Origin of the sequence: Streptomyces canus (assembly GCF_030816965.1) — a bacterium.
GTDB lineage: Bacteria > Actinomycetota > Actinomycetes > Streptomycetales > Streptomycetaceae > Streptomyces > Streptomyces canus_E.
Genome location: NZ_JAUSYQ010000002.1, coordinates 9,570,358 through 9,587,610, shown reverse-complemented (window position 1 = coordinate 9,587,610; position 17,253 = coordinate 9,570,358). Strand labels below are relative to the sequence as shown.

The window sequence follows — 17,253 nt, the reverse complement described above, 5'->3', positions numbered from 1 at the left end:
GCGTCCTCCCCGGCTCACTGCGCGTCGCTCAACCGACGTCCGTGAGCTGCTTCAGGCTGGTGCGCAGGTACTCCCAGCTTCGGTCACGCTTGCTGCCGCGGTTGCGGGCGTTCACCAGCGGCTTCCAGAAGGCGGCGTCGATCAGCGTCTCCGGCTTGATCGCCACGCTCCGCTCCAGGACCGTCTCGGGCACTTTCTGCGGGTCGGGGACCACGTACTCCGCGATGATCTCGTCGTACTTGTCCGTGAGCACCGTGTTGGTCGGGTCCGCGCCGAAGACCACGAGCTGGCCGGTGGGCTCGGTGTCGACCAGGACCGCCACCAGGTCGGGACGGTAGCGGTTCAGGACCTCGATCATCTTGTAGACGTCACCGGTCCAGGCGTTGGTGTGCCGGTCCCGGGCGGCTTCGTCCACGTTGCGCGGGAGCATGTCGTCGAAGACGATCACGCTGGCCCAGTCCGAGTACCTCTCGACGTTGATGAAGTCGCGCAGCGCGTACTCGAACAGGTGCATGCCGTCGATGAACGCCAGGTCCAGCGTGACGTCCTTCCAGTAGCCGAACGGGCTGCGGTTGCGGACGATGTTGCGCAGCGGGTGACGGCCGCCCTTGAGGTGCTGCAGCGGGTTTTCGCGCGCGAAGAAGTCGTCGCTGGTGGCCTTGGCCAGGTGGACGTCGCAGCGGATCTCCGAGACCACCTTGAACGCCGGGTCGATCGCGATGCTCGGTACCCGGGAGAACGTCAGGCTACGGCCGTCGTTGACGCCGATCTCCAGGTAGTTGCGGTTCGCGCTGGCTTTGTGGAGCCCCCGCAGGAACTCGTGACGTTTCACTGGGAAATCTCCTTGCGGATGTGTGGCAGTGCTTCGTGCAGGGCGGACCAGCGTGGTGCGGGCCCGTCGTGGGCCGCGCTGCTGGTGGGGCCGGCCCGGCAGGGGTCGACCGAGGTGCCGGAACGCTCCCCGCACCGGTCCGTACCGGCTTCCCTGACCAGAACCGGATCCGTGGACGTGCCTGCTGTGAGCTCCCCCTGAGGGGACTTCGCGCCGAGGAACATGGTCCTGAGGGGCGGGCGTCGGCGGCGGCGAGGACGCTCATGAATGGTTCCGCACCTTGCTGTGGTCTCCGAGCACGAGGCGGTGGGCCCGGGGCACGCTCGGCGCCGGGGTCACCTCGAAGTGACGGCCGATCAGCGAGGACTCGACACAGGCCACGCCCTCGATCGAGGCGTCCCGCAGCACGAGGGAGTACTCGACTTCACTGTCCACGATCCGGCAGTTCTCCGCGACGGAGGTGAAGGGGCCGCCGTAGGAGTCGCGGACCTCGGTTCCGACGCCGATGACGGACGGACCGACGATGCGTGAGCCGGTGACACGCGCGCCCTCCTCCACGACCACCCGGCCGACCGTCTCGGTCTCCTCGTCGACCTCGCCGTCGATGCGGCACTCCGGACCTTCCAGGACCGTCCGGTTGACCTCCAGCGTGTCGGTGACGTTGCCGGTGTCCTTCCCGTAGCCCGCGACGACCGTGGAGCGCACGTCGGCGCGCACGTCGATCAAGTGCTGGACGGCGTGGGTGATCTCCAACTCGCCCCGCCAGGACGGCTCGACGGCCCGTAGGGCGAGGCCGCTCCTGGGCTGCTGCGGCTTCTCCTCCGGGCCGATCACCTGGCCGTCCGGGCCGAGTTCGGCGACCCCGCCGATGAAGTCATCGCCGCCGAGCCAGTGTCGCCTGGTCGATCCGTCGCCGACGGCCTCCTGAATCTCGGCGGCGGTGTCGCCGACGATCATCCCGACCCGGGTGATCCCCACGTCGGCGAGAGATTCGAGGCCGTGGAACAGGACAGCCTTGTCGGCGAGGGGCACCAGTTGTTCGGCCGAGGTGTGCGTGATCGGCCGCAACCGTGTACCGGCCCCGCCGGACAGCACGAGAGCCTTCATCTGCGTCACCCTAGTCCGGATCCGGGACGAACCGGCCAAGGCAGAGGGTAACTCGGGAGTGACGCGGCGTGACGCGGCTGGACCTCAGTCCTCGCCGCGGAAGATGTTGCCCTCCCCGGTGTTCGCCGTGGTGGTCGCCGCCCGGTCCTCGATCGCGGGCAGGCAGGTCCGCAGGTCTCCCTTGCCGTGCAGGCGGCGGGTCCTGGACCAGCCCGTCTCGGGCCGGCGTGCGACGGGTTTCTCAACGGTCTGCGAGGTCACGGCGGTTCACCGTCCTTCCATGCTGCCCTCCGGGTCCCCCGGCAGGCTCGGGACAAACGGGCCGGGAGACCCGTCAGCCCCTCGCCGCCGCACACACATTCGCCGGGGATCGGGCGCACCAGAACTTGACAGCCGGGCCGAACCGGCCTGCCCGGCTCAGGTGTTGGGCCGGGCGACGCTGATGTCGCCCAGGGCCGATCCCGGATCGCGTTCCATGGCCGCGTCGCCGAGGGCGACGATGCCCACGGGGTGGCCGTGGTCGACGACCGGGATCCGGCGCACAGCGTGTTCGCGCATGAGCTCGATCGCGTGGTCCAGGTCGTCCTCGGGCGTGACGGTCACCAGATCGTCGCTGCACGCGCCGGCCACGGTGGTCTGCTCCGGATCGCCGCCCTCGGCGAGGGAGCGCACCACGAGGTCGCGGTCGGTGACCAGACCGCGCAGTTCGTCGCCATCGGTGACCAGGACGGCGCCCAGGTCCTGGTCGCGCATGATCCTGGCGACGGCCGTCAAGGAGGTCTGCGGTTCCACGGTGACCGGAGCGCTGGTCATGATGTCGCTGACGTGCTGAGTCATGACGTACCTCTCTTCTGCGGGGTGGTGCGCTCCGAGTACCCCGCCTCAGGCGTCCAGTGCGATTTCGCTCCACACCTGTTTGCCGCCGCTGACGGGGACACTCCCCCAGGCCGCCGACACGGCCTCCACGAGGAGGATGCCGCGGCCCCCGGTGGCCTCCCAGCCGATGTTGGTGGGCTTGACGGGGGTGCGGGGCGAGGCGTCGGCAACCGAGACGCGCAGCCGGCGGCCGACGAGGGTGAGCGCGAGCCGGACCTGGCCGCCGGTGTGCACGAGGGCGTTGGTGACGAGCTCGGAGACGACGAGCAGGGCGGTGTCCATCGCGTCCTCGGGGACGCCCCAGACGCGCAGCGTGCGCCGGGTGAAGCGGCGGGCGTGCCGGGCGGCCTCGGGGACCCGCCAGACGGTCCAGCTCTCCCGGAGCGGATGGGTGGCCATGCCGTCGTAGCGCAACAGGAGCAGGGCGACGTCGTCGCTGCGGCGGGCGCCTCCCAGCAGGGCGTCGGCGACGAGGCCGAGGTGGTCGGGGTCGGAGACGGCCAGCCCGTGGGCGAGGCGGTCCATGCCCTCGTCGATGTCGGCCTCGGTGGACTCGACCAGGCCGTCGGTGGTCAGGGCGACCAGGGTGCCGGGCCGCAGCCGGAGCGGGGTCATCGGGAAGTCGGCCTGGGCCACCACGCCGAGCGGGGGGCCGCCGTCCGTCTCGGCGATCTCCGTGGTGCCGTCGGGGTGGCGCAGTACCGGCGGCAGATGACCGGCGCGCACGCACCAGGCGGTGCCCTCCTCCAGGTCGAGGTCGAGATAGACGCAGGTGACGAAGAGGTCGGTCTCCAGGTCCATCAGGAGGCGGTTGGCGCGGGCGACGACGACGTCCGGGGAGTGACCCTCGACGGCGTAGGCGCGCAGGGCGGTGCGCATCTGGCCCATGAGGGTCGCAGCGGCGGCGCTGTGGCCCTGGACATCGCCGATGACCAGGGCGACGTGGTTGTCGAGCAGCGGGATCACGTCGTACCAGTCGCCGCCGAGCTCCAGGCCGGCGGTGCTGGGCAGATAGCGGGCGACGGCGATCGCGCCGGGCAGTTCGGGCAGGCGGCGGGGCAGCAGCTGGCGCTGGAGCATGCCGACGAGTTCGTGCTCGGCGTCGAGGGCGTGGGCGCGCATCAGGGCCTGTCCGGCGAGGCCTGCGGAAGCGGTGAGCAGGGCGCGTTCGTCGGGGCCGAAGTGGTGCGGGGTGTCCCAGCCGATGAGGCAGGCGCCGGCCATGCGGCCTGCGGCGGGCAGCGGAAGGACCGCGAGGCCGCCGGGGCCGACGTCGGCGAGGGCGGGTTCGAGGACGGTGCCGGCGGGCCAGATCTGGGCGCGGCCCTCACGCAGGGCCGTGGCCAGGGTGGGCATGGCCCGCACCGGCGCCTCGGGCCACTCGCTGCGCCACTCCAGGCGCCACAGCTCGGGCCAGGACTCCGGTTCGGGCGGGTCGAGGACCGTGACGACGAGCCGTTCGTTCTCCAGCTCGGCGAGGGCGATCCGGTCGGCCCTGAGCGGGGCGCGGAGGGCGGAGACGACGGCCTGGCTGACGTCGCGGACGGTGCCGGCCATGGCGAGGGCGGCGGCCAGGCGCTGCACGCGGGCCACGTCGGTGACGTCGGAGCGCAGGGTGGAGGCGTCGGCGACGGTGCCCACGAGCTGGGAGGGACTGCCCTCGCCGCCGGGCAGCATGCGGCCGCGCAGCCTGAGCCACTTGGGTGGCCCCGACAGCTGGAGGATGCGGAACTCCAGCTCACGGTCACCGATGGACATGTGGCCGGCTTCGAACAGCGACATCAGCGAGGGCAGGTCCTCGGGGACGGTCAGGCCGAGCAGGGTCTCGACCTTGCCGTCGAAGGCGGCCCGGCTCATGCCGAACAGCTCCAGGATCCCGTCGCCGACCTCGATGCGACCGGTGTCCATGGCGAGGCTGAAGGCGTTGGAGCGCAGTTCCGTGCCCTCCCTGGCGACCACGGGGGCGGGGCAGACGATCGCGTCGGCGATCAGTTCGAGGCACTTGCGGTCCTCGTCGTCGAAACCGTGCGGGTCCTCGCTGACGGCGACGAGACAGGCTCGGCCGTCGTCGCCGTGCGCGGGCAGGACGGCCAGGTGGAAGTCCCGCCGGCCCGCCCCGCGGGGCTCCGAGCAGTCGGCGACTTCCTGCGGGCCGAGGAAGAGCGGCCGGCCCGAGCGGTGCGCGTCGGCGGGCGGGGAGGCGCCGGAGCTCGGATAGCTGTCGCGCAGCCCGTAGACCGTTCGGGGGACGCCGGCCGACTCGACGAGACCCAGCAGGTCCCCGTCCTCGACGGGCGTGTACACGGCGGCGAGGGAGGCCCCGGCGAAGACGAGCGCCTGTTCGAGGACACGGCGCAGCCTTTCGGGCGATCCGGGACCGTCCGTGACCGATGTCAGGGCATTTTCGGCACGCAACGCTCTCGTTCTGCGTCCCGCAGCGCCCTCACTCACCACTTCGCCATTACAGCGCTTATACGGCACGTGCGCAGCCCCTGTGAGCGTTCCGTGGTCCCTCTGCGGGCAGACACGCTCGAAACCCTTCGAACACTTCCTGACGCATGCGTTCCGCACAGTGGTCTCGAGACAGCCGTGACTGTCCGTGGCCACCGCCCCGCTGGAAGGCCCGATGGCGGGCCGCGGAAGGAGCCGCATGGACAAGCGCCACGAGGTGTACGCACTCACCGACAGACACTTCCACGAGACGCCCGACCGGATCTCGGCCGGCGAGGCGCCCGTCCACGAGGCGGCGCGCCGCGCGGTGCCGGACGGCTGGAACGCGGCACGCATCGGCGACCGGCTGACGCTCACGCCGCCGGGCCGGACTGCTGCGGTGGTGGACCGGGCCCGCGCTCTTCCTGCTGCGGCAGTACGAACGCACCGGCGAGCCCTGCTGCTGAGGGCGGCGGAGGTGGCGCTGCGGCGGGACCCGGAGTGCTGCGTGACGCGCCTCGCTGTACTCGTTTCCTGGCGCGGCACGTCCGCCGCGTCAGCCCTTGTCGACCTCCAACGCGTGCCCCGTTGTTCGGGTCCTGGTCCGCCCTCGGGCGCGAAGAACTGCCATCAGGGTGCGCGGGGGTACGCACAGGGCGCCCGTGTACCGTCGCGCGCTTCCACTGGAGGGCATGACCCGGGGCCGAGGGGGTACGCAGTCGCACTCGCTGTCGCGGGGGCACCCGTGTGCCCGCGCAAGGGAACGCTCGCCGTGCGGGACCTGCCGTGAGGGGGGAGATTGATCCCTGAGGGCCCGGCACGCGACAGCGGCCCGCGCCCCTTCCGGGACGCGCCCGTGCGAGGAGGTGGTCGGCGTGTCCGACGGGCACAGGTCCGCCCAGGCGCCGACGAGCGCACGGACCCGGGTGGGACGGCCACTGCTCTCCCTCGCACTGGCGTCGATGATGGACGAGGTGCACGCCCACTCCGGTGCGGTGTATCTCCTGGCCGCCGACGAACCCGTGCTGGAGATGGCGGTGATGGCGGGTCTGCCGCGGGCGTTCGCGGCGCCCTGGGAGCGGGTGGGGCTGAGCGCGCCGATCCCGGTCGCGGAGGCGGTACGGGAGCGGCGGCTGGTGTGGGTGGGCGGCGAGCAGGAGATGGCGCGCCGCTATCCGCGGATCGCCGTGGTGCTGCCGTATCCCTTCTCACTGGCCGCGGTGCCGGTGGCGACCTCGTCCAAGGTGTACGGCGCCGTCTTCGTGACCTGGCCCGGTTCGCACCCGCCGGATCTGTCCGACCGGGAGCGGGAGCATCTGATCGCGGCCTGCGGGCGGCTCGCGGTGCGGCTGGAGCGGGCGGTGGAGGACAACGTGTCGCCGCACATCGAACCGGATCTGCTGGGTGGGGCCCAGGTCGGAAGCCCGGCCGGGACGCTGGGCACGGTGGAGGCGGCACGGATGGTGGCGAGGCTGCCGTACGGACTGTGTTCGCTCGATCTGCACGGGCGGATCTCCTTCGCCAACGCCGCGGCGGCCGAGCTGATCGGTGTCCCGGTCTCCCAGTTGCTGGGTTCGCAACTGTGGGCGGCGGTGCCCTGGCTCAACGACCCGGTCTACGAGGACCGTTACCGGGCCGCGCTGCTCAGCCAGCACAGCACGTCGTTCGTGGCGCTGCGGCCGCCCGGGGACTGGCTGTCGTTCCGGCTGTACCCGAGCACGACCGGACTGAGCGTCCGGGTCAGCCGGGCCCGGGCGGTGACGGAGATGAACCGGTCCGGTCCGCAGCCCGGCGACTCGCCGTCCCGGCTCGTCACGATCTCGCAGGTGCTGAGCCTGGCCGGGGCGCTGACCGAGGCGGTGGGCGTGCAGGACGTGGTGCAGATGGTGGCGGACGAGATCGCCCCGGCGGTGGGGAGCCAGGCACTGGTCGTGCTCGGTTCACGGGCGGGGCGGCTGCTCGTGCTCGGGCACCGCGGGTATCCGGACGCGCAGGTCGTGGAGCGGTTCGACGGGCTGCCGCTGGCCGAACCGACGCCGGGCACCCGTGCCCTGACCACCGGGGTGCCCGCGTTCTTCGAGTCCCGTGAGCAGTTGGAGCGCCTGTACCCGCGGTGCCACGCCACCCCCGACGGGTTCGCGGCCTGGGCCTATCTGCCGCTGATCGCCTCCGGGCGCCCGGTGGGCACCTGTGTGCTGGCCTACACCGAACGGCACCCCTTCCCCGCGGACGAGCGGGCGGTGCTGACGAGTCTCGGCGGGCTGATCGCGCAGGCCCTGGAGCGGGCCGTCCTGTACGACGCCAAACACCAGTTGGCGCACGGTCTGCAGGCGGCCCTGCTCCCGCACACCCTGCCGTCGCTGCCGGGTGTCGACGCGGCGGCCCGCTATCTGCCGGCCACCCAGGGCATGGACATCGGCGGCGACTTCTACGACCTGGTGCGGGTGGACGGGCTGGCGGCCGCCGTGATCGGGGACGTGCAGGGCCACAACGTGACGGCGGCCGGGCTGATGGGGCAGATCCGGACGGCGGTACGGGCGTACACGACTGTGGGCCAGACGCCGGAGGAGGTCATGCGCTCGACCAACCGGCTGCTGATCGACCTCGGCGCCGACCTGTTCGCGAGCTGCCTGTATCTGCGGCTCGACACAAAGCGAAGGCGGGCGGTCATGGCCCGGGCGGGGCATCCGCCGCCGCTGCTCCGGCGGCCGGACGGCCGGGTGCGGGTGCTGGACCTGGCCGGGGGCCCGCTGCTGGGCATCGACGGCTCGGCCGGATACCCGACGACGGAGGTGGATCTCGTGCCCGGTTCCGTCCTCGTCCTCTTCACGGACGGCCTGATCGAGTCCCCCGGCGCCGACATCGAGGACGCGCTCGCCGAACTGGGACGGCAACTCGCCGAGTCCGGTGACCGTCCGCTCGACGAAGTGGCCGACGACCTCGTCCGCCGCAGCGCGGCCGCGCAGGAGCGGATCGACGACGTGGCCCTGCTTCTGCTGCGAGCGGACGGGTGACCCGGCCGGGATCCACCGTCACGCTGCCCGGCCTGCTGGAGAACACGCCGGTCCGGCCCTCCCGCCGGAGGGCCGGACCGTGGCACCTCCCGGGCCGGAACGGCGGTGTGGCCGGGAGGTGGCCATAGGGCCTGCGTCGGCAGCGGAGGGTGTGGGGGGACCGCTGCCGACGCGGCCGGTTCAAAGGTGTGGTGCCGGACCGACGGGTCAGTTGTGCGTCTGGCCCGCGGCATCGCCCGCGGCATCGCCCGCGCCGTTGCCGGTCTCCTGGCCGTTGCCGGCCTCTTCGCCGCCGATCACGTCACCGCCGGCCTGCTCGCCGCCGACTTCCTGACCGGCGCCGACCTCCTCACCGGGGCTCGCGCCGGCGTCGCCACCGGCACCTGCCTCCTCGCCCGCTCCGGCACCGGCGTCGCCACCGGCACCCGCCTCGTCACCGGCACCGGCACCGGCCTCCTCGCCGCCGGCCTGGTCATCGCCCGCGCCCGCGCCGCCGACCTGGTCGTCGCCCGCGCCCGCGCCGCCGGCCGCGTCACCCGCGCCGAGCGTGGCGCCGACCGCCTGCAGGGCGGTGGTCACCGGCTGGAAGAAGGTCTCGCCGCCGACGGTGCAGTCACCGCTGCCGCCGGAGGTCAGACCGATCGCCGAGCCGTCCTGGGTGAACAGCGAACCGCCGCTGTCGCCGGGTTCGGCGCAGACGTCGGTCTGGATGAGCCCGGTGACGGTGCCCTCCGGGTAGTTGACGGTGGCGTCGAGTCCGAGGACCTGGCCGTCGGCGAGGCCCGTGGTGCTGCCCATCCGGAAGACCTGCAGGCCTACCTCGGCGTCCGCGGCCTGGCTGATCGCGACGGTCTGGCCACCACCGACGTTGACCTCACTGGGTGCCTCGGTCGCCGGGTCGTCGTACTTGACCAGGGCGAAGTCGCCGTCGCCGGGGAAGGTGGCCTGGTCGACGGTGGCGATCGGCTGGCCGTCCTGGGTGTCCGACCACTGTTCGGCCGCGACCCCGCAGTGACCTGCGGTCAGGAAGGCGGGGCTGCCGTCGCCCGCGGTGACGTTGAAACCGAGCGAACAGCGAGCGCCGCCACCGAAGATCGCGTCACCGCCGGACACGAAGGTCTTGAAGGTGCCGGCCGACTTCTTGATGGTCGCCATGTCGGAGCCGAGGCTCTTCACGGTCGACTCGACGGTGTTCCACTTGTCGCCGGTGACCGTGCTGTCCGCGGTCACGAGAATCTTGTTGGTGCGCGGGTCGACCGCCCAGGCCGTGCCCGGGATGGTCGCCTCCTCCTTCAGGGTCTTCGCGCCGGCCGCCAGTTCGGTGAGGCTGTTGTCGACCTCACGGACCTTCGCACCGGCCTTCTTCGCCTGCACGACGACGTTGTTGTTGTCGCCGGATATGACGTTCACGACGAGCTGCTGGCTGTCGGAGTCGTAGTAGGACCCGGCGAAGGCGTCGCCGAGCAACTGCTCGAGCTGCGAGGCGAGGTCCGAGGCGTCCGTCGCCTTCAGAGTCTTCGGCGCGACGGCCGCCGCGTCGTTCGACGAGCCGTCCTGGGAAGCGTTGGCGTTGGGCAGCAGAATCGCGGCAGCTCCGAGCGCCACCACGGTGCCTGCCGCGAACGCGGCCTTGCGCTTCGGAATTCGCTTGTGACTCAAACTTCTCGACCTCCTGGGGGACCGGAGTCTGTAACCGCCGTATGGCAGTCGGTTGTTCGGGGCGCCTGGATGGCCATGGGTACGCACGGTGCGCGCGGTGCGTTCAATGCCGTTTCTTTACGCCCCGATTGCCACGCCGATTAGGCCACGGGCCGTGCCGGGCCGGCCGCGGGCGGGAACAATCCCCCATATGACGATGACGCCCGCCGAAGCCGACAAGATCCTCGCCGACAACTTCGCCCCATGGGTCCTCGACCTCGGCCTGTCGGTCGAGGCGCTCGGCGACGACCATGCGGTCCTGCGACTTCCCTGGTCACAGCGATTGGCGCGGGAAGGCGGCGCGTTGTCGGGCCAGGCCCTGATGGCCGCCGCCGACACCGCCACCGTGATCGCCGTCTCGGCGGCCAGAGGCGCCTACGGACCGATGACGACGGTGCAGCAGTCCACCAGCTTCCAGCGGGCGGTGACCGGTTCGGATGTCCTGATCAAGGCGGTCGTCACCAAGCTGGGCCGCCGCATGGCGTTCGCCGACATCACGATGACCGACTCCGCCTCGGGTGACCTCGCGGCCCACGCGAGCACGGTCTACGCACTTCTGGGTTGACACGCTCAGCAAACGGTCAGCGACGGTCTGTTGTGAAGAGCGGCCCGAATCCCCTCTCCCACGAATCTGCACATCGAATGCGCAACCAAGTCACTCCGAGCGGAAGTTCTGCACAAGCACGGACCGGCACTCATGTCATTGGCGAGGTGTGTCGCATTCGCCACGACGACGACAAGGGCCCCTTCACGCCGCCGCAACATCACCTGTGAAGAAGTCGGCACCAAGGCGTGCGCAAGCCTGCACGGATGGAGGCTTCTGTGGCTCAAGTTCCCTGGTGAGACGGGTGGTTAATTGGAAGGGCGGAGCTGACGCGTGCTTTGATCCATCGCACCGCAGGGCCGCTGGGGTTCCCGGAAACGGGATCCGGCGCCATGCGATTGCGGCCGTCGTCTGTCCCCAGAGGGGGCCGCTCCCCCCTTGCGAAATACCCATACGAAGGGAAGTTCCATCATGAACTCCACCCCCCAGGTTGAGACCGTCGAGATCTCGGACGCCGACCTCGACAACGTCTCCGGCGGCCTGCAGCTGAACGCCCTCGGCACCGTCACCGGCCTGGTGGACGGCGTTGCCCCGGTTTCCGGCCTGGTCAACACGGCCGTCGGCACGGTCGAGGGTGTGACCGGCCTGAACACCGCCCCGGTCTCCGGCCTGGTCTCCGGCCTCTGATCACATTCTTCGTGATCTGATCACTATCTTGTGGTCGACCCGTCCCGGAGCCGCAAACCGGCGGTTCCGGGACTCTTGGGTGCCGTAATCCGGCCGGCTCGCGCGAGTCGGTCCTTTCTCATTCGCAGCAGTCGCAGCTTTCGCAGGTGAGGGAAGACCCGTGCAGTTCCGCCAACAGGCCCTCGCCAAGCTCCAATCACCGGAGGAGCTCGACCTTCCGGTGCGCTTCGCACGTCCGCAGGGCTGGCTGGTGATGTCCGTGACGGTGGTCGTGATGGCCGCCGCCTCGGTGTGGGCAGTGACCGGATCGGTGGCCTCCACGGTGAGCGCACCCGCCATCCTCACGCACGGGCAGGGCAGTTACATCCTGCAGAGCCCGGTCGCGGGGCAGGTCACGCAGGTGATCGCCAAGGAGGGCACCCAGCTGCCCGCCGACTCGCCCGTACTGAAGGTCCGTACGTCCGACGGCGACACCGTCGTCCGCACGGTCGCCGCGGGCCGGCTCACCGCACTGGCGGCCACCATCGGGCAGATCATCTCGACCGGCGCGAACGTCGCCGCCGTGGAGAAGGTCGCCCATGCCTCCGATCCGATGTACGCCACGGTCTACGTGCCCGCCGAGAACGCGGCCTCCATTCCCGAGGACGCCGCCGTGGATCTGACCGTCTCCTCGGTGCCCACCCAGGAGTACGGCGTGCTGCGCGGCCATGTGAAGTCGGTGGACCGCTCGGCCCAGTCGGCACAGCAGATCGCCGCGTTCCTCGGGGACAGCCAGCTCGGCGAGCAGTTCACCAAGGACGGCCGGCCGGTCGCCGTACTCGTGAGGCTCGACAAGTCCAAGGCCACGAAGAGCGGTTACCGGTGGTCCTCCGCCGAGGGCCCGCCGTTCGCCCTCACCTCCATGGCCGCGGCCTCGGGTTCCATCCGGCTGGCCGATCAGCGTCCCGTCGATTGGCTGCTGCCGTGAGCACCGCACAGGACACCCGGAGCAGGCGCCGCTCCGCCCCGCCCAGACGCCCTGTCCCCAAGGGGAAGGCGAAGACGGTCCGTACGCCCACCGTCCTCCAGATGGAGGCCGTGGAATGTGGCGCCGCCTCTCTCGCGATGGTGCTCGGCCACTACGGCAAGCACGTCCCGCTGGAGGAACTGCGCATCGCCTGCGGTGTCTCCCGGGACGGCTCGCGCGCCAGCAATCTCCTCAAGGCGGCCCGCAGTTACGGCCTGACGGCCAAGGGCATGCAGATGGACACGGCCGCACTCGCCGAGGTGAAGACGCCGGCCGTGCTGTTCTGGGAGTTCAACCACTACGTCGTCTACGACGGCATGGGCCGCCGCTTCGGCCGCCGCGGTGTCTACATCAACGACCCCGGCAAGGGCCGCCGCTTCGTCCCGATGGAGGACTTCGACGGCAGCTTCACCGGCGTCGTGCTGGTGATGGAGCCCGGCGAGGGCTTCACCAGGGGCGGCCGCAAGCCGGGTGTTCTCGGCGCGATGCCGGCCCGGCTGCGGGGCACCGCGGGCACCATGCCGACGGCGGTGCTGGCGAGCCTGCTGCTGGTGCTGGTCGGCGCGGCCACTCCCGCGCTGAGCCGCACCTACATCGACATGTTCCTGATCGGGGGTCAGACGTCGCTGCTCGGCGTGCTGTTCACGTCGATGGGGGCCTGTGTGGCCCTCACCCTGGCCCTGACCTGGCTCCAGCAGGCGAACCTGCTGCACGGCCGCATCATCTCCTCGACGCTGTCCAGCGCCCGCTTCCTGCGCCACCTGCTGCGCCTTCCGGTGACGTTCTTCTCCCAGCGCAGCCCGGCCGACCTCGTGCAGCGCCTGCAGTCCAACGACCAGGTGGCCGAGACCCTGTCCCGTGACCTCGCGGCGGCGGGCGTCGACGCCGTGGTCGTCGTCCTCTACGCGATCCTGCTCTACACCTACGACCCCCAGCTCACCTATGTCGGCATCGGTGTGGCCCTGCTGAACGTGGTGGCCATGCGGGTCGTCATCCGGCTGCGCGCGACGCGTACGGCGAAGCTGCGCGCCGACAGCGCCCGGCTCACCAACACCGCCTACACGGGCCTGCAGTTGATCGAGACGATGAAGGCGACCGGCGGTGAGGACGGCTACTTCCGCAAGTGGGCCGGGCAGCACGCCACCACACTGGAGGAGCAGCAGCGGCTCGGTGTGCCGAGCGCCTGGCTGGGCGTGGTCGCCCCGATGCTGGCCACCTTCAACAGCGCCCTCATCCTCTGGATCGGTGGCATGCGGGCGATCGAGGGCGGTATCTCGGTCGGTCTGCTGGTCGCCTTCCAGGCCCTGGTCACCCGCTTCACCGCGCCGATCACCCGCCTGAACGGCGTGGCCGGCCGCATCCAGGACTTCGCGGCCGACGTGGCCCGGCTGAAGGACGTGGAGAACTTCAAGGCCGACCCGCTCTACGGCCGGCCCGGCGCCGGCGACTCGACGCGCAGGCTGCACGGCCATGTCGAGCTGCAGAACATCACGTTCGGCTACAACCCGCTCGACAAGCCCCTGTTGACCGGCTTCGACCTGACCGTCGGTCCCGGCCAGCAGGTGGCGCTGGTCGGCGGCTCCGGCAGCGGCAAGTCGACCGTCTCGCGGCTGATCTCGGGGCTGTACGCGCCCTGGGAGGGCGTGATCCGCATCGACGGACAGCGCCTGGACGACATTCCGCGCGGCGCGCTCGCGTCCTCGGTGTCCTTCGTCGACCAGGACGTCTTCCTCTTCGAGGGTTCGGTCCGCGACAACGTGGCGCTGTGGGACCCCTCGATCCCGGACGACGCCGTGGTGGACGCGCTGCGGGACGCGGCCCTGTACGACGTGGTGCTGCGCCGCCCCGGCGGCATCCACAGCAGGGTCGAGCAGGACGGCCGCAACTTCTCCGGCGGGCAGCGCCAACGCCTGGAGATCGCGCGGGCGTTGGTGCGCCGGCCCAGCATCCTGGTCCTTGACGAGGTGACCAGCGCGCTGGACGCGGAGACCGAGCTGGTCGTCATGGACAACCTGCGCAAGCGCGGCTGCGCCTGTGTGGTGATCGCGCACCGGCTCAGCACCGTGCGCGACAGCGACGAGATCGTCGTACTGCAACACGGCACGATCGTGGAACGCGGGCGGCACGAGGAGCTGGTGGCGCGCGGTGGCGCGTACGCGGCGCTGGTCAAGGAACGGTGACATGACCTCCCCCCAAGACGGTGACCTCGTCCTCAGCGCGCTCGGGCAGATGGGCACGCGGGTCGACTGCGCCGGTTTCAGCCGTATCGACCTCGAAGGGCCGCAGGTGCTCTGGCTGGTCGTGTCGGGCGCGGTGGACCTGTTCGCGGTCGACGCCGGACAGCAGGGTCACTGGCACCACCTGGGCCGTCTGGAGCCGGGCGCGCTGCTGCTCGGGCCGGTGGCGGGGCCGCAGCACACCCTGGTGGCCCGGCCCCTCAGGGACTGCGTGGTGCACCGCATCGGCCTGCGCGAACTGTACGAGCCCGCGCACACCCAGACGTGGTCGTACGACGAGTACGGCAACCCCCAGTACGTACCGCCGACGACGAGCCCGCTGGAGTACGCCCTCGCGCTCGGGGTGGGCCGGAGCCTGTCCATCCTCTTCCAGGCACCGATGGCCGACGAGCGGGCCGCCGCCCCGACCGACGACGACGTGTTCTGGATGCAGGTGCCGCCGGGCAGTGTGCAGTACGGCTCGCTCTACGGCGCCGAGGCGGCCGCCGACCTGCTGATGGACCCGGCGGTCTGGCAGTCCATGGTCGACCAGCAGTACCGGCTGCTGACCACGCTGGACCGCTGGATCGAGCAGCTGGAGCGCACCCACGAGACCCGGACGGCCGCCGGTATCAAGGCGGGTGAGGCCGTGCGCGCCCAGGCCGACCGGACCTTGCTGGCGTCCATCGGCAAGTCGAAGCAGCGCACGACGACGGCCGACGCCGACGCGAGTTACGCGGCGTGCAAGCTGGTCGCCGACGCGGCCGGGATCCCGCTCGCGGAGAACGCGCACAGCGGCACCGAGAGCGACCGTCTCGACCCGGTCGAGCGGATCGCCCTCGCCTCCCGCGTCCGGATCAGGTCGGTGCGCCTGGACGGCAGTTGGTGGCGCGACAACGTCGGCCCGCTGGTGGGCCACCGGGCGCTGTCGGGTGCGCCGGTCGCGCTGCTGTGGCGGCGCGGCGGCTACGTGGCCGTGCATCCGGCGACGGGACGCGAGACGCCGATCGAGAAGGACAACGCGGAGGAGTTCGAGCCGCGCGCGGTGATGTTCTACCGCCCGCTGCCCGACCGGAGGCTCAGCCCGCTCGGGCTGCTGCGGTTCAGCATGCGCGGCACCGGCGGCGATGTCACGAACCTGCTGCTCAGCGGTCTGGTGACGGTGGCGATCGGCGCGTTGGTCCCGATCGCCACCGGCAAGGTGCTCGGCGAGTTCGTGCCGAAGGCCCAGACCGCTCTCATCGTGCAGGTGTGTCTGGCCGTGATGGTCAGCGGGGTGGTGACGGCGGCCTTCATGCTGCTGCAGAACCTCACCATGCTCCGTCTGGAGGGCCGTATCGAGGCGACCCTGCAACCGGCCGTCTGGGACCGGCTGCTGAGGCTGCCGACGAAGTTCTTCACCGAGCGCTCGACCGGCGAACTGGCCAGCCAGGCCATGGGCATCAGCTCGATCCGCCGGATGATGGCGGGCCTCGGTCCCACCGTCGCCCAGTCGGTGACCATCGGTGCGATGAACCTGGGCCTGCTGTTCTGGTACAGCGTCCCGATGGCGATGGCGGCGATCGGCATGCTGGTCGTCATCGCCGCCGGCTTCCTCGGCCTCGGGCTCTGGCAGGTGCGATGGCAGCGGCGACTGGTCGTGCTGAGCAACAAGCTGAACAACCAGGCCTTCCAGACCCTGCGCGGTCTGCCCAAACTGAGGGTGGCGGCCGCGGAGAACTACGCGTACGCGGCCTGGGCCTCGGAGTTCGCCCGCAGCCGCGAGCTCCAGCAGAAGGTCGGCCGGATCAAGAACCTCACCTCGGTGATGGGCTCGGTCTATCTCCCGCTGTGCACCCTGCTGATGTTCATGCTGCTCGCGGGCCCGGCGCGCGGGTCGATGTCGGCGGCCGAGTTCCTCACCTTCAACACCTCGGTGACCATGCTGCTGACCGCGGTCACCCAGCTCACCGGCGCCTTCGTCTCGGCGGTGGCCGCGCTGCCGTTGTTCGAGGAGATCAAGCCGGTCCTGGAGGCGCAGCCGGAGGTGCGCACCGCGAGCACCCGGCCGGGGCCGCTCACCGGGGCGATGGAGGCCCGCAGGCTCTCCTTCCGCTACTCCGAGGACGGTCCCCTGATCCTGGACGACGTGTCCTTCGAGATCCGGCCGGGTGAGTTCGTGGCGATCGTCGGCCCGAGCGGCTGCGGCAAGTCGACCCTGCTCCGGCTGCTGATCGGCTTCGACCGGCCGGTCTCCGGGAGTGTCCTGTACGACGGCCAGGACCTGGCCGCCCTCGACCAGTCGGCGGTGCGTCGGCAGTGCGGTGTCGTCCTTCAGCACGCGCAGCCGTTCACCGGCTCCATCCTGGACGTCATCTGCGGCACCGAGCCCTACACACCCGAGGAGGCGATGGCGGCGGCCGCGATGGCGGGGCTCGCGGAGGACATCCAGCGCATGCCGATGGGGCTGCACACCATCGTCTCGGGCAGCGGGGCGATCTCCGGCGGCCAGCGCCAACGGCTCATGATCGCCCAGGCGTTGATCCGGCGGCCGCGGATCCTCTTCTTCGACGAGGCGACCAGCGCCCTGGACAACGACACCCAGCGCACGGTCATCGAGTCCACCAAGGCCCTCAACGCCACCCGGATCGTCATCGCCCACCGGCTGTCGACGGTGCTGGACGCCGACCGGGTGATCGTGATGGAGAACGGCAAGGTCGCCCAGCAGGGGCCGCCCGCGCAGCTGCTGGCGGACACGGGCGGTCGGCTGCACGAGCTGGTGCGGCGCCAGATGGCGTAAGCGGGACCCCTCGGTCCCTCCCCGGGACGGCGCCCCCGGAGGACCTCCAACGAAACGTTGCCGT

General features: G+C 71.0%; 13 protein-coding genes. 7 read left to right on the top strand and 6 right to left on the bottom strand.

The window, feature by feature from the left end:
• Window positions 1–28: 28 nt before the first annotated feature.
• The 5 genes from QF027_RS44770 to QF027_RS44750 all read right to left on the bottom strand — a co-directional run bounded on the left by QF027_RS44770 (window position 29) and on the right by QF027_RS44750 (window position 5,269).
• On the bottom strand, window positions 29–832 hold the full coding sequence (locus QF027_RS44770; protein ID WP_306973133.1) for a class I SAM-dependent methyltransferase: 804 nt from the start codon (window positions 830–832) through the stop codon (window positions 29–31).
• A 261-nt stretch (window positions 833–1,093) separates the two neighbouring features.
• On the bottom strand, window positions 1,094–1,939 hold the full coding sequence (locus QF027_RS44765; protein ID WP_307081231.1) for a sugar phosphate nucleotidyltransferase: 846 nt from the start codon (window positions 1,937–1,939) through the stop codon (window positions 1,094–1,096).
• Window positions 1,940–2,023: 84 nt separating this feature from the next.
• Window positions 2,024–2,200 carry a hypothetical protein gene (locus QF027_RS44760; protein WP_306973135.1) on the bottom strand — a complete coding sequence of 59 codons (177 nt, stop codon included), beginning with the start codon at window positions 2,198–2,200 and terminating at the stop codon, window positions 2,024–2,026.
• A 156-nt stretch (window positions 2,201–2,356) separates the two neighbouring features.
• Window positions 2,357–2,776, bottom strand: a complete 420-nt coding sequence (locus QF027_RS44755) for a CBS domain-containing protein (RefSeq protein WP_306973136.1) — start codon at window positions 2,774–2,776, stop codon at window positions 2,357–2,359.
• Between the two features lie 45 nt (window positions 2,777–2,821).
• The gene (locus QF027_RS44750) at window positions 2,822–5,269 is read right to left on the bottom strand and encodes a SpoIIE family protein phosphatase (RefSeq protein ID WP_306973137.1); all 2,448 of its coding nucleotides are present in this window, start codon (window positions 5,267–5,269) and stop codon (window positions 2,822–2,824) included.
• A gap of 196 nt (window positions 5,270–5,465) precedes the next feature.
• Here QF027_RS44750 and QF027_RS44745 point away from each other — a divergent pair, with 196 nt between their 5' ends.
• Both QF027_RS44745 and QF027_RS44740 read left to right on the top strand, forming a co-directional pair.
• A complete protein-coding gene (locus tag QF027_RS44745; RefSeq protein ID WP_307082800.1) occupies window positions 5,466–6,035 on the top strand; it encodes a hypothetical protein in 570 nt (189 codons plus the stop codon).
• A gap of 76 nt (window positions 6,036–6,111) precedes the next feature.
• Window positions 6,112–8,259: a SpoIIE family protein phosphatase gene (locus tag QF027_RS44740; RefSeq protein ID WP_307081230.1), complete on the top strand. Its 2,148-nt coding sequence runs from the start codon at window positions 6,112–6,114 to the stop codon at window positions 8,257–8,259.
• A gap of 207 nt (window positions 8,260–8,466) precedes the next feature.
• On the opposite strand, the gene QF027_RS44735 is transcribed toward QF027_RS44740, so the two are convergent.
• Complete coding sequence (locus QF027_RS44735; protein ID WP_307081228.1) at window positions 8,467–9,918, bottom strand: S1 family peptidase; 1,452 nt, start codon at window positions 9,916–9,918, stop codon at window positions 8,467–8,469.
• Window positions 9,919–10,108: 190 nt separating this feature from the next.
• Between QF027_RS44735 and QF027_RS44730 the strand changes: the two genes are divergently transcribed.
• The 5 genes from QF027_RS44730 (at window position 10,109) to QF027_RS44710 (ending at window position 17,189) form a co-directional block, all read left to right on the top strand.
• On the top strand, window positions 10,109–10,522 hold the full coding sequence (locus tag QF027_RS44730) for a PaaI family thioesterase (RefSeq protein WP_307081226.1): 414 nt from the start codon (window positions 10,109–10,111) through the stop codon (window positions 10,520–10,522).
• Between the two features lie 450 nt (window positions 10,523–10,972).
• Window positions 10,973–11,188, top strand: coding sequence for a type A2 lantipeptide (locus tag QF027_RS44725; protein ID WP_306973141.1), 216 nt, complete (start codon window positions 10,973–10,975; stop codon window positions 11,186–11,188).
• 160 nt (window positions 11,189–11,348) lie between these two features.
• Entirely contained in the window at window positions 11,349–12,155 is an 807-nt protein-coding gene (locus QF027_RS44720) for an HlyD family efflux transporter periplasmic adaptor subunit (RefSeq protein WP_307081224.1), read from the top strand.
• Entirely contained in the window at window positions 12,152–14,374 is a 2,223-nt protein-coding gene (locus tag QF027_RS44715) for an NHLP family bacteriocin export ABC transporter peptidase/permease/ATPase subunit (protein WP_307081223.1), read from the top strand. The genes QF027_RS44720 and QF027_RS44715 overlap by 4 nt, the downstream gene beginning before the upstream one ends.
• A 1-nt stretch (window position 14,375) precedes the next feature.
• Window positions 14,376–17,189, top strand: a complete 2,814-nt coding sequence (locus QF027_RS44710) for an NHLP bacteriocin export ABC transporter permease/ATPase subunit (RefSeq protein WP_307081221.1) — start codon at window positions 14,376–14,378, stop codon at window positions 17,187–17,189.
• The last annotated feature ends 64 nt before the right edge of the window (window positions 17,190–17,253 follow it).

Excerpts from the sequence above, each read along its gene's own strand:
- QF027_RS44725 (WP_306973141.1), top strand. The coding sequence starts at position 10,973 with ATGAACTCCACCCCCCAGGTTGAGACCGTCGAGATCTCGGACGCCGAC.
- QF027_RS44765 (WP_307081231.1), bottom strand. The coding sequence starts at position 1,939 with ATGAAGGCTCTCGTGCTGTCCGGCGGGGCCGGTACACGGTTGCGGCCG.
- QF027_RS44730 (WP_307081226.1), top strand. The coding sequence starts at position 10,109 with ATGACGATGACGCCCGCCGAAGCCGACAAGATCCTCGCCGACAACTTC.
- QF027_RS44755 (WP_306973136.1), bottom strand. The coding sequence starts at position 2,776 with ATGACTCAGCACGTCAGCGACATCATGACCAGCGCTCCGGTCACCGTG.
- QF027_RS44710 (WP_307081221.1), top strand. The coding sequence starts at position 14,376 with ATGACCTCCCCCCAAGACGGTGACCTCGTCCTCAGCGCGCTCGGGCAG.
- QF027_RS44745 (WP_307082800.1), top strand. The coding sequence starts at position 5,466 with ATGGACAAGCGCCACGAGGTGTACGCACTCACCGACAGACACTTCCAC.